Annotated in this window: 11 protein-coding genes; 6 read left to right on the top strand and 5 right to left on the bottom strand. The window is 52.1% G+C overall.

Going from position 1 to position 12,137, the window contains the following annotated elements:
* Positions 1 to 658: 658 nt before the first annotated feature.
* Positions 659 to 1,624 (top strand): CPBP family intramembrane glutamic endopeptidase, encoded by a 966-nt coding sequence (locus tag KQI75_RS05025; RefSeq protein ID WP_216469635.1) that lies wholly within the window; start codon positions 659 to 661, stop codon positions 1,622 to 1,624.
* Positions 1,625 to 2,134 (top strand): tRNA adenosine(34) deaminase TadA, encoded by a 510-nt coding sequence (tadA, locus tag KQI75_RS05020; protein WP_216469634.1) that lies wholly within the window; start codon positions 1,625 to 1,627, stop codon positions 2,132 to 2,134.
* 34 nt (positions 2,135 to 2,168) lie between these two features.
* Here tadA and KQI75_RS05015 read toward each other — a convergent pair whose 3' ends face one another.
* The 4 genes from KQI75_RS05015 to KQI75_RS05000 all read right to left on the bottom strand — a co-directional run bounded on the left by KQI75_RS05015 (position 2,169) and on the right by KQI75_RS05000 (position 4,371).
* On the bottom strand, positions 2,169 to 2,465 hold the full coding sequence (locus KQI75_RS05015; protein ID WP_216469633.1) for a hypothetical protein: 297 nt from the start codon (positions 2,463 to 2,465) through the stop codon (positions 2,169 to 2,171).
* 86 nt (positions 2,466 to 2,551) lie between these two features.
* Positions 2,552 to 2,785, bottom strand: a complete 234-nt coding sequence (secG, locus tag KQI75_RS05010) for a preprotein translocase subunit SecG (protein ID WP_216469632.1) — start codon at positions 2,783 to 2,785, stop codon at positions 2,552 to 2,554.
* A gap of 133 nt (positions 2,786 to 2,918) precedes the next feature.
* Entirely contained in the window at positions 2,919 to 3,452 is a 534-nt protein-coding gene (locus KQI75_RS05005; protein ID WP_216469631.1) for a hypothetical protein, read from the bottom strand.
* Between the two features lie 19 nt (positions 3,453 to 3,471).
* Positions 3,472 to 4,371: a nucleotidyltransferase family protein gene (locus tag KQI75_RS05000; protein WP_216469630.1), complete on the bottom strand. Its 900-nt coding sequence runs from the start codon at positions 4,369 to 4,371 to the stop codon at positions 3,472 to 3,474.
* Positions 4,372 to 4,572: 201 nt separating this feature from the next.
* On the opposite strand from KQI75_RS05000, the gene KQI75_RS13560 reads away from it, so the two are divergent.
* Complete coding sequence (locus tag KQI75_RS13560) at positions 4,573 to 5,778, top strand: LCP family protein (protein WP_216469629.1); 1,206 nt, start codon at positions 4,573 to 4,575, stop codon at positions 5,776 to 5,778.
* 52 nt (positions 5,779 to 5,830) lie between these two features.
* Here the strand turns inward: KQI75_RS13560 and rnr are convergent, their stop codons facing one another.
* Positions 5,831 to 7,996: a ribonuclease R gene (gene rnr, locus KQI75_RS04990; protein WP_216469628.1), complete on the bottom strand. Its 2,166-nt coding sequence runs from the start codon at positions 7,994 to 7,996 to the stop codon at positions 5,831 to 5,833.
* A gap of 1,753 nt (positions 7,997 to 9,749) precedes the next feature.
* Between rnr and KQI75_RS04985 the strand changes: the two genes are divergently transcribed.
* The 3 genes from KQI75_RS04985 to KQI75_RS04975 are packed head-to-tail and all read left to right on the top strand — an operon-like array spanning position 9,750 to position 12,096.
* Positions 9,750 to 10,829: a D-alanine--D-alanine ligase family protein gene (locus KQI75_RS04985; RefSeq protein WP_216469627.1), complete on the top strand. Its 1,080-nt coding sequence runs from the start codon at positions 9,750 to 9,752 to the stop codon at positions 10,827 to 10,829.
* Positions 10,819 to 11,628 carry a glutamate racemase gene (gene murI / locus KQI75_RS04980; protein ID WP_330655498.1) on the top strand — a complete coding sequence of 270 codons (810 nt, stop codon included), beginning with the start codon at positions 10,819 to 10,821 and terminating at the stop codon, positions 11,626 to 11,628. The genes KQI75_RS04985 and murI overlap by 11 nt, the downstream gene beginning before the upstream one ends.
* A 9-nt stretch (positions 11,629 to 11,637) precedes the next feature.
* Positions 11,638 to 12,096, top strand: coding sequence for a DUF1934 domain-containing protein (locus tag KQI75_RS04975; RefSeq protein ID WP_216469626.1), 459 nt, complete (start codon positions 11,638 to 11,640; stop codon positions 12,094 to 12,096).
* The last annotated feature ends 41 nt before the right edge of the window (positions 12,097 to 12,137 follow it).

The raw sequence follows: 12,137 nt of genomic DNA, 5'->3' as shown, positions 1-12,137 counted from the left end.
GGAGAACTGACAAGAGCAAGAATGATGGAACTGTCCGGCGAGAAGATCGCATACGCAGCACGCGCAAAGAAGAACCACTAAGTCGAAAGACGTTACGATATACGGAATATATAAGGAGAAACAAATCATGGGATTTTTTGGTGAACTGACAAGAGCAAGAATGATGGAGCTGTCCGGCGAGAAGATCGCATACGCAGCACGCGCTAAGAAGAACCACTAAGTCAAAAGACGACTGAGATATAAGAAATACGAGGAGGAACGAATCATGGGATTTTTTGGAGAACTGACAAGAGCAAGAATGATGGAACTGTCCGGCGAGAAGATCGCATACGCAGCACGTGCAAAGAAGAACCACTAATTGCGTACAAAACATCCTGCTAAAAACCGAAACCGAAATACAACAATACGAATCAAGGAGGAATGAATCATGGGATTCTTTGGAGAACTGACAAGAGCAAGAATGGTAGCACTGTCCGGCGAGAAGATTGAGTGTGTAGCACGCGCTAAGAAGCGTCACTAAGCACTGACGAGCTATCTATATAAAATATGCAGCATCTCGACAATACCCGACGTACGGGCGGGCTGAGATGCTGCTTTTTTTCGTCAATTTTGGTGAAAACCATGACAGAATATCCGGTTTGTGGTATGATGAAGGCACGTGAATGAGAAGGAGGCGGTGCGTATCAATTGGAATCAATCGGAAACATGGCGTGTTCGCCGCAGTGTGGATATCATTGCATTGACGATTCTCGCAGAAATGGGAATCAATTGCCTGCTGTATCCCATCATGCCGCTGTTTCCGCACGCTGCGCAAGGTTCTTTTTTCTATGAACTGGAGGATATGCTGACGTACCTTCTCATCTTTGTCATTCCGTTCGCTGTCGGCGCAAGGCTGTCCGGTATGTCCTTCCGCGATTTGATGGGAAGGGGGAAGCCGAGCGCAGAGGTGTACGTGATGACGCTGGGATTGACGCTTGGCTGGTCGATTGCTGCTGGCTGGCTGGGAGCCGGCATCGAAGGCATTCTCAATCAGTATGGGCTGACGGAAGCGGCGGATACCTATGTGCTGCCCGACAGCGGCTCCGCGCTGCTCATACAATTTCTTGCCACGGCGATCATTCCGCCGATTGTAGAGGAGCTGTGTTATCGCGGATTCTTTTTGAACACCGCGGTGCGCTCGATGGGCACATGGGGAGCGATTGCGTTCACCGCTGTGTGCTTCTGGCTTGCGCACGACAGCTTGGAGATATTTCCGCTGGCGTGCGGATTCGGCATCATCGGCGGGTACATTCGGCGGAGATACGGCTCGCTGCTGCCGTCTATGGTGGCGCATTTCGCCGTCAATACGGTGTATATCATCGTCAATGCGAGCTATGCGTACAACCATACGGTGGGCGCCGTGGTTTCGATGCCGGTCAGTCTGTTGGAACTGCTGATCGGCGCGGCGGGCGTGATGCTGTTCCTGCGGCGCAAAGAGTGGAAGCCGATTTGGGACGGTACGTTTGGCATCCGCAGTTCGCTGACACCGCAGCGCATGACTTTTGCGGCGCTGACCAGCGTTCCGGCACTGGTGGTGCTGGTGCTGACGATTTATTTTATATCCGGCAATTTGGAGGTGCTGTAAATGCAAACAGAACAGGAAAAGTTTATGAAAGCAGCCCTCAAGCTGGCGCAGAAATCGGCGGAAGAAGGAGAAGTGCCGGTGGGCTGCGTCATTGTATGTGACGGAAAAATTGTCGGGCGCGGCAGAAATCGGCGCGAGACAAAAAAGACCGCCCTTTCTCATGCAGAGATTGAAGCAATTGGCAAAGCGTGTAAAAAATTGGGCGGCTGGCGGCTGCACAAATGCGATTTGTATGTGACGCTGGAGCCGTGCCCGATGTGCGCGGGTGCTATTATCAATGCGCGCATTCGAACGGTGTATTACGGCGCGGACGACAGCAAGGCGGGTTCCTGCGGCAGTCTCATCAACCTGTTTGATGTCGCGTATAATCATAAACCGGAAATCGTCAAAGGTCTGATGAAAGAGCAGTGCTCCGGAATTTTGACGGATTTCTTTCGGGATTTGCGCAAAAAACGCAAGGAACAGCGAAAACTACAGCGTCTGTCGCAGCAGGAAAATCAACAGGAATAACAAAAGAGCTTTCCGGTGCGGAAAGCTCTTTTTCTCACCTCTGCATCAACGCGCCGCAGACAATGGCGGCCGCCAGACAGATGACAGCCAAGATAGAAAACGTCAGCTGGCGGCGGAACTTTTGGTCTGCCTTTTTCTCGGCCTGTGCCGCGTCGATGTCCAGACCCTTGCCCAGCTGCATGGCGCGGCCGTCGCGCTTGGCAGTGGAGTTTTCGTCCAGCTTGTCGGTCTCGGCGGCGAGCTTGTTCCAGTCGTGCGTCAGACGGAAATACAAGCCGATTGCGCCAAAAAGCAAAAAGCCGATTAAGAAAATAATCATGAGTGTTTTCATGCAGATTCCTCCCAAAATTTCATGAGAAAATACAGAAAAGCGGATGGAGAACCTTCCCCATCCGCTTTGGTGCCTGTGTGAAAGACTTATCCCAGCAGGACAAGAATCAGAGAGATAATGACAAAGACAACGCCAAAAATCTTGGTCAGGTTTGCCAAAACCGCCTCAATGCCGGTTGCCTTGTTGGAACCGAAGAAGGTCTCCTGCTGACCGGACAGTGCGCCGGACATGCCGCGGCTCGGTGCCTTCTGCAGAAGAATGGTAACGATGAGAAACAGGCAAGCGATTACCTGAATCACAGACAGGACAGTAACAACCATGAAAATTCAACCTCCGAAATGATTGCAAAAGCGACGGCGGCTGTGCGCACCGCGCCAGATATTTTTAGACAGTAAACTAATCATAGCACATGTCTGATGGATTTTCAAGAAAATTTCGCTTGGGAAGGAAAAATCATCGGTTTGCCACGCGCTGTGTGGTCAGCTTGACGCGGTTGGCGAGCGCGCTGCCGTGCCGGTTAGTATAGCAGACGCCGGTGTTGACATCGACCACGCACAGGCGGTTGCTGCACCAGCCATAGCCGTCCTCCGCCTTTTTTCGCTTTTCTTCGTGCTTATACTTCTTTAGCTGCTTGAGGACGTCTTTGTCCGGTACGCCGTCCGTCAGCACAACCATGCTCAGCATGGAATAGCTGTGGCTGCGTTCGCTCCACGGGACATACCGAGCGGCCATGTCCTCCAGAATGCCGCAGTAATAGGCAAGCTGCGCGGCGTCAAAGGTGTCACACGCATCGAAATAGCAGAACTCGTAAGAAATGGCGGATTTGCCGTTGCGGAACAGCAGCGTAGACGTTTCCTCTATCTGCAAGACCGCATACAACGGAAAAGTTCTGTCCTGATATTCCGCCTGCGGAACCAGATGGAAATGCGGCTGCATGTCCTCTTGAAATGCAGCGAGATATGCTTGTGCTTTGAGGGATGCCGGCATGGAAAACCGCCTCCTTTTTTTATTCTGCCGGATACAAACCGGCTTCTGTCATGCGGCGCAGGGCGTCCACAACGACAGGCTTGTCCTCTTTGTATGTAACGCCGTACCACTGTGCAGAGGTTTGCAGAACCTTTGCGGTGGCCTGTCCGTTCTGAATCAGATGATCGACGGCGAACGGCAGATAGTACTCGCCCTTTGCCGGATTTTTCGGCAGCTCATCCGTCATGAAGGTGCGCAGACCGGTTTCCAGCTCATCGAGGAAGGACGGCGTAAAGCCCCACATGTTCATGGACACCAGCGTGCCCTCTGCGATTTCGCCGGCCTCCGGATCCGAAATCACGCCGTTTGCATCGCGGGAAATGGCGGTGCGCTCTACGATGTCTGCCAGATAGCCGTTTTCATCTGCCTCGCAGATGCCGCGCGATACCGTGCCGTTTTCCGTCAGTGTGTTTTCTACGCGGTAGCCGACCATGCAGTACCGATACTTGTCATCGTCCTGTGCGTCCTTCAGATAGTCATATAAGCACTGGAATGCCTGTGCGCCGTAGAAATCATCGGCATTGATGACGGCAAACGGCTCGCTGACAACACCGCGCACGCAGTAAATGGCGTGGCCGGTGCCGAGCGGCTTGGTGCGGCCTTCCGGCATGGTGCAGCCCTCCGGCAGCTTGTCCGGAGACTGGAATACATAATCTACCTGCATGAGCTTTTCGGCGGCGTTGCCGATGCGCTCGCGGAATGCGTCGAGCAGTTCCTCTTTTATAATAAATACCACGCGGCGGAAGCCAGCCTTCCACGCATCGTAGATGGAATAGTGCATGATGATCTGTCCGTTCGGGCCGACCGGATCGATTTGCTTCAAACCGCCGTAGCGGGAGCCCATGCCGGCAGCCATAACGACAAGAACCGGATTTGCCATGATAAAAATTCCTCCTTTAATTCCTGCTTTGCGCAGGAAGTCTGTATCTATTATACGTTATTTTTTGTATGTTTACAATAGCGGGGGATTGAGAATAAATTCTAAAATTTATCTTAAAATAGCGGCGGGAAGGTTGATTCCGGCGCATGATGCGTGTATCATATTTTCATAAGAAAAAACCCCGTTTGGGAGGAAGTATCTGTGAGTCAAAATAGAAAATACAAATATTATGATGAATATGGACAACCGGTGGATGAATATGGCAGAGCCATCAACCCCAAAACCGGCCGTACATATGAGGAAGAAGCAAACGAGGAGGATTCTCCGCGCAGACCATCCGGTCAGTACCGCAAGCGCGCACATACGTCGAATTGGGAGCCGCAGGAGATAGAGGAACGCCCGCGGGAGCCGAGACAGCATCGCACGCCGCCACGCAAAAAAAAGCGGAAAAAACGCGGCTCTGTGATAAAAAAGATTTTGGTTGTCCTTGTGCTGATTGTCGCGCTTGTCATCGCGGACATTTGCCATCTGTTAACGCTGTATACATATGACGATACCGATGAGAGCAGTCTGGCGGCCAATACGCAGAACGGCATTATGACAATCGCGCTGTTTGGCGTGGATACGCGCGAAAATGATGCGTCAAGCGGCACACGTGCCGATGCCATCATGCTGATGAGTGTCGATCCCAAGCGCAAATCCATCAAGCTGACATCGCTGATGCGTGACAGTCTGGTAGATGTTCCGGGACACGGACAGACCAAGCTGTGCCATGCGTATGGATACGGCGGTCCGCAGATGATGATGCAGACGATTAACGAGGACTTTGACATGAACGTCAAAGAATACATGGTGGTGGATTTCGCGGAAATGGCGTCCATCATTGATGCGGTCGGCGGCGTGACGGTGACCTTGACCGATGATGAGGTCAAGGAAACCAACAAGTACATTGATGAGTACTGCTGGAAAACGCTGGGCATTCCGACACAGCGCATTGAAGGCTCCGGTGAACAAAAGCTCAATGGCATTCAGGCGATGACGTATGGCCGCATTCGAAAGGGCAATACGGGCGGTGACTGGAAGCGCGCAGAGCGTCAGTCGGTCGTGCTCAATCAGGTATTCTCCAAGGCGACGAGCAATCCGATTACTTTGCTGAAGTTCCTCAACGGATTGATGCCGAATGTGACGTCCTCGATGAGCAAAATGGACTTTGTATATATGGGGCTGACAACCATTGTACACGGCATGCCGAAGATGAGCCACATTCGTTTGCCGCTGGACAACGAATGGCAGTACGGCACGACGAGCGGCGGCGCATCCGTCATTCGGTTTAATGACAGTGTGCTGGCATCGCATCTGCACAGCTATATTTATGATGATATAGACCCGACGAAAAACAGCGATTGATAAAAAACGAACGGCAGGCGAAAAGCCTGCCGTTCGTTGCATATGGAAAAACTTATCCAACGGAATCCTCATCCGGTGTAAAGATGAAATCAATCAAGCCGGTGGTGCCGGACGCATTGACCAGCGTGACATTGACGCGCATGCCGAGATGATAATTTTGTCCGGTGTGCTTGCCGAACAGCGTCATTTTGTCCGGGTCGTATTCAAACCAGTCGTTGTGCATCGTGTCCAATCGCACCATGCCTTCCACCAGATTGTCGAGCTGGACGTAAACGCCGAAGCTGGTGATGCCGCTGATAAAGCCGTCAAACGGATGTCCGATAAACTGGGACATGTAATCCGCCATGTACAGCTTTTCAATGTCGCGTTCCGCCTCTGCGGCGGCCTGTTCGCGGACGGTAGACTGGATCGATGCATCTTCGCAAAATTCGGTCAGTTCGCGCGTGCCCTGCTCCCCGTCAAGCATACGGGTGAGCATGCGATGTACAACGAGATCCGGATAACGGCGAATCGGGGAGGTGAAGTGCAGATAGAATTTGGCAGCCAGACCGTAATGGCCGAGGCATTCCGGTGCATAACGGGCGCGTGCGAGCGAGCGCAGCAAAAGCGTAGGCAGTGCCTGCTGCTCGGGATCGTCCGCTGTCTGGTCGAGAACGCGTTGCAGCTGATGCGTGTCGGCGAGATCCTTGTCGCTCAGGCGATAGCCGAACAGGCGCGCCTGCTTGGCAAAGATGCGCAGCTTTTCCGGATCCGGATCTTCGTGCACGCGGTATACTGTTGGCATGCGGTGCCGATACAGTGTCTCGGCAACCGCCTCGTTGGCAATCAGCATAAATTCTTCAATCAAACGTTCGGAATCACCGCGTTCGCGCTTTTCCACGCCGCATGCCTTGCCGTCTCGATCACACAGCACGACGGCTTCCGGAATATTCAGCTCCAGTGCACCGCGCCGCATACGCACTTCGTGCAGCGTCTTGGCAAGCGCGTTCATTTCCTTGAGAACGGGCACCAAATCCGGATGCAGATTGCATTCCTGCCAGTCATCGGTGAGCATTTTGTTTACCTGATTGTAGGTCAGGCGGGCATAGGAACAGATGACGGAGTGATGGAACTCGGCGGAATAGCGCGTGCCGTCCTTTCCCAGCTCGATAAATGCGGAAAACGCAAGACGATTGACGCCCGGATTCAGCGAGCAAATGCCGTTGGACAGCGGGAGCGGCAGCATCGGAACGACCTGATCGGCGTAGTATACCGAGGTGCCGCGGTTGTATGCCTCCTGATCCAGCGGCGAACCCGGCTTGACGTAATACGAAACGTCTGCAATGTGGACGCCGAGCCGATAGTGTCCGTTTGGCAGGGTTTCCAGAGAGACGGCGTCATCGAAATCCTTGGCGGAATCGCCGTCAATGGTAAACAGCATTTTGCTGCGCAAATCCAGTCTGTCCTTCCAATCCTCCTCGCGGACGAACATGGGCAGGGAATTGGTCTCATCCAGCACGGCCTGCGGGAACGGAACGGTGATGCCGTGCTCGTACAAAATGGCATCGGCAGAGGACTGAACGGTCAGACCGGAGCCGAAAATTTTCATAACCGTGCCCTGCGGGAGATATTTCTCATTGCCGCGGAACAGCACCTTGAGTGCAACACGGTCGCCCGGGTGGGCGTCCATCAGATGCTTTTTGCTGACGACGATTTCCGGCAGCTTGCCGCTGTCATCGTGAAATACCGTCATTTTGCCGCGCATGACAATGCGGCCGGTAATCTCATCGCGGGTCTCATTGAGAATGCGGAGCACTTCGCCCTCTTGGCGGCTCTTTGCAGCGGATTTTGTCTGCTTGCCGCGTCTGCGCGGTGGCTGCTCCTGCCGGATGCGGATTAAAACGCGGTCTCCATGCCATGCATGCAGATCTTTGTGTGGCGGAATAAAGATGTCCGGCCCTTCGCCATTTTCCGGACGGACAAAGGCATAGCCGCGTCCGGTGGCGCAAAAGGTACCTGCGGCGCAGCCGAACGCCTCCGGTTTGCCATAGCGATTGCTGCGGGCGCGCATCAGATATCCCTCGTCCACGAGCTGAGCGAGTACGCGGACAATTTCCGTGTGCTTGGCGTGCGTGCCGCTTTTATTCAATGCGCGGATGATGTCATCCGGCGTGCAGATGGTCTGCGTGGATTGCAGAATCAATTCGCGCAGAACTGCCTCTTTTGTTTTTGCTTTCATAAAATAGCCTCCTTTGCTGAGAAGCATTTCAGTATAGTTATTATACCAGATTTCCAGCAAAGAACATACCGTCTATTTGGAAAAAACACGAAAGAAATTCGGGCACACAAAAACGGCTCCGTCAATACGAAGCCGTAACTCTTACGAAATATATTCTTTTTATATAAAAATCATCTTGTGATTCATATGGAACACAGGATCACAGCAGAATGACATATACTCTCTGACTGAAAATCATTTCAAATGGATGAAATAGATTTGATACCTTTCCGCATTGCACGCTTCCAGTGCCTTCTCTCACTTTACATCTGGAAAGAATATCTCATATCAGATTTTTATGTATCCTCCTGCAAAGCTAAAAGTGAATCATATACAATCCATTGATTCTCGGTTCATCTGCATATACGACACTGGGGTCAAAAAGATTTCGGACTGCGGCCCGTGCGTTAACCCGGTTTGTCTGTTGGACAAGTGAAAGGAATCGAAATGGAAATCCGGAAGGGGGATATCCTGCCTTTGCTGTTGCAATACAGGCACCCAACAGGATTGCAATACATGATACAGAATCAAATCCGTCAAAATGAAGAATTGCTCTCATGCGACAATCTGGAGATTTTACGATGAAACAGAAGGTACAAAGAATAAATTGATATTTCTGTATCCTTCCGATGCGCTTCAACGCTCACATGGGATTCTCAAATTGATAGAAGCGTAAGCCTTGCGTGGGTTGCTGTTCTAGAGGGCAATACGCCGGAGGCTGGAGAGAACGAGCACTCAACCAGTCTGCTGCGAGTCCTGCTGCTCCAAGAACTGTTCGTCTGCTACCATGGGACTCACCTCTTTCTGATAGCGTTTTTTTGAACGCTCGGCTGGAAAGGAAGATGTTGCTTTCAGCAGTCTTGCTCACCGAGGATCGTTGCCGGAAACGAGAACGCGTGTGACTAACCCATTGGATTCACTACTTTCTTAAGGAATAGGAAATCGTTTGTATGACCGGAGTAGACATTCCGATCAACCGGAACAGTTTGTTATCTGCCCATTGGAGACACCACTTTCGAAAGGTTTTTTGTCATTTGGAACAAATGATTCATTTGCCCATCGGAAACACCACTTTCTAAAAAAGATGCTAAGAACAAATACTTACCTGCCCATTGGATTCACCACTTTCTCGCGGATGGAAGATTGCGTGACCGATGGAATCGGTCGCTTTCGGCTGTGCGTCAACTACTGGCATCGGCATCACCGCTTTCCATTTGGTTTATAAAGACCAGCCATCAGGATGTCTGATATGTCTTGGCTGTTCTTTATCGTGGTTATATAATAGCACGGGAATGAAGATTTGTCAACATGTTTTGCAACTTTTTTTAATATAAATGGATAAAATCTTGAAAAAGAAAAGAATTTTTGAATTTTTTCAAATAGTATTGATTTTTTGTAACAACCGTGCTATACTATAAGCACTGAGGGCACGAAAATGTGTATACTCGTTGTGATTGATTTGAAAATTATAACAAGTTGTATATAGGAATGACAGGCAGACTTGGCTGTGCGGCGGAGCGAAAACGCTCGGTAGCGGCACGGCCTGTTTTTGTGTCCGCCGCAATATCAGCAAGTTGTGGAAAACAACTCGCGGAATTGGCGTAAATTTGTTTCCTTTTCTTCTCGCATATGCGGCGCATTTGACGTATAATAGAACAGAATACAATCATGGGCAGATGCCCAATGACTTTACGATACAGAGGTTCTTGATTTTATGAATAAAATGAACGTCATGGTAGTGTTCGGCGGCGTGTCCTCCGAGCACCCGATTTCCTGTATTTCGGCAGCATCCATTCTGCGGAATATAGACAAGGAAAAATACACAATTTATCCGGTAGGCATCACCCGCGACGGCGCTTGGCGTCTGATTGAGTCCGAGGACTTTGACAGCATCGAGCACGACACGTGGGAACAGAACGACAAAACGGTTCCGGCGGTTTTGTCTCCGGACAGAAAGACCCACGGTCTCATCGTCATGCGTGAAACCGGCACGGAGATCATTCATGTAGACTGCGTGTTCCCGGTGATGCACGGCATCGGCGGCGAGGACGGCACCATTCAGGGTCTGTTGGAGATGGCGCATATTCCGTATGTCGGCCCGGGTGTTGCGGCATCCGCCTGCTCGATGGACAAGAGCCTGACCAAGGTGGTTGTTGAGCAGGAGGGCGTGCGGCAGGCTGCGTTCTATCTGGCGCGCAGACATGCCTTTGCAAAGGACGCAGAGGCGGAGTGCGCACAGGCAGAGCAGAAGCTGGGCTCGTATCCGGTATTTGTCAAGCCGTGCAGCGAGGGTTCTTCCGTCGGCGTATCCAAGGCGACGGATCGCGCATCGCTCAAGGCAGGCCTTGCTGAGGCATTCAAGTACGATTCGAAGGTACTGGTCGAAGAATTTATCGACGGCCATGAAATCGAGGTTGCCGTGCTCGGCAACGAGGAGCCGACAGCAACCTTTGCCGGCGAAATTGCACCGAGTCAGGAGTTTTACACCTTTGAAGCCAAGTATGTAGACGGCACATCCGGTCTGTATATTCCGGCGCACATCAGCGAAAAGGCCATGCAGACGGTGCGGGAGGACGCTGTGCGCGTGTACCGCGCGCTGGGCTGCAAGGGTCTGTCCCGCGTAGATTTCTTCTGCACCTATGCAGAGGACGAAATCGTGTTCAACGAGATCAACACCATTCCGGGCTTTACAAACATCAGCATGTATCCGAAGCTGCAGGAGCACATGGGTCTTGCCTATGCCGATCTCATTGACAAGCTGATTGGCTTTGCAATGGAGCGGTATGATGGATAACAGAGCGATTGGCGTTTTTGATTCCGGCTTAGGCGGTCTGACGGCGGTTCGTCAGCTGCACCGCGTCATGCCGAACGAAGACATTATTTATTTTGGCGATACCGGCCGCGTGCCGTACGGCTCGCGCGGACGCCAGACCATCATCAATTATACCCGTCAGGACACCGCATTTTTGACCAAGCACGACATCAAGGCAATTGTTGTTGCCTGCGGCACCGTCAGCTCGGTGGCGCTGGATGTGGTCAAGGGAGAAAATACGCTGCCGATGGTCGGTGTTGTCAAGCCGGCATGTCATGCGGCACTCAGGTGCACCAAAAATGACCGCGTGGGCATCATCGGCACGCGCGGCACCATCCAGAGCGGCTCATATGAGGCGCGTCTGCACACACAGCGTCCGGGCATTGAGACCATTGCCCGCGCCTGCCCGCTGTTCGTTCCGCTGGTAGAAAACGGACGCTTTTCTCCGGACGACAAAGTGGTGCAGCTGATTGTAGAGGAATATCTCGCAGACATCAAGGACTTTGGTGTGGACACGCTGATTCTCGGCTGTACCCATTTCCCGCTGCTGCGCGAAGCCATCCACCAATTTATGGGGGACAAGGTGACACTCGTTGATGTCGGCGCAGAGGCGGCGGATTACGTCAAGACGTTTATCGACCGCGCAGAGGATCGCACCGGAAATACAGAGTATTATGTTTCAGACGATATTGACAGTTTCGATGAGCATGCAGAGATGTTCTTGGGAGAACCGGCAGGCGTGCACGCGCAGCTCGTTGACATCACGGCGTATGGAAAGTGAGGCGATGGCATGGGAACCAAAACGGATACATCCATGAAAAAAGACGTCATCATTACCATTGCGAGCAAGCAGAACTTTGAGGGCTGCGAGCCGGATCATATCAATCTGATTACGGCGGGACGGCTGTACCGCCGCAACGGCAAGTACTTTATTTCGTATGAGGAGAGCGAGCTGACGGGCATGGAAGGCACGCGCACGACGCTCAAGCTGGAGGACAGACAGGTGACCATGACGCGCACCGGCACGCATCCGGCACAGATGCTGTTTGCGGAGCACAAGCGGCACGTCGGCCTGTACCAAACCGACGTCGGTTCGCTGGCTGTCTCGACGCACACGTCACAGCTGATTAACGACATCGGCGAGAACGGCGGCAAGTTGTCTATTGACTACACAGTAGAAATTGATTCGAATCTTGCCGGCACGCACCGCTTTGAAATGGCGGTCACACCGGCCGGTAAGATGCAGTAAAAAACGAGCAACGGGCGGAAATTTTGCATTTTCGCCCGTTT

The sequence above is a fragment of the Butyricicoccus intestinisimiae genome (assembly GCF_018918345.1).
Lineage (GTDB): Bacteria > Bacillota > Clostridia > Oscillospirales > Butyricicoccaceae > Butyricicoccus_A > Butyricicoccus_A intestinisimiae.
Note: the sequence above shows the minus strand (reverse complement) of the source record. Positions and strands in the feature narration are given on the sequence as shown.

Excerpts from the sequence above, each read along its gene's own strand:
- tadA (WP_216469634.1), top strand. The coding sequence starts at position 1,625 with ATGCAAACAGAACAGGAAAAGTTTATGAAAGCAGCCCTCAAGCTGGCG.
- KQI75_RS05015 (WP_216469633.1), bottom strand. The coding sequence starts at position 2,465 with ATGAAAACACTCATGATTATTTTCTTAATCGGCTTTTTGCTTTTTGGC.
- secG (WP_216469632.1), bottom strand. The coding sequence starts at position 2,785 with ATGGTTGTTACTGTCCTGTCTGTGATTCAGGTAATCGCTTGCCTGTTT.
- KQI75_RS05005 (WP_216469631.1), bottom strand. The coding sequence starts at position 3,452 with ATGCCGGCATCCCTCAAAGCACAAGCATATCTCGCTGCATTTCAAGAG.
- KQI75_RS05000 (WP_216469630.1), bottom strand. The coding sequence starts at position 4,371 with ATGGCAAATCCGGTTCTTGTCGTTATGGCTGCCGGCATGGGCTCCCGC.
- rnr (WP_216469628.1), bottom strand. The coding sequence starts at position 7,996 with ATGAAAGCAAAAACAAAAGAGGCAGTTCTGCGCGAATTGATTCTGCAA.
- KQI75_RS04985 (WP_216469627.1), top strand. The coding sequence starts at position 9,750 with ATGAATAAAATGAACGTCATGGTAGTGTTCGGCGGCGTGTCCTCCGAG.
- murI (WP_330655498.1), top strand. The coding sequence starts at position 10,819 with ATGATGGATAACAGAGCGATTGGCGTTTTTGATTCCGGCTTAGGCGGT.
- KQI75_RS04975 (WP_216469626.1), top strand. The coding sequence starts at position 11,638 with ATGGGAACCAAAACGGATACATCCATGAAAAAAGACGTCATCATTACC.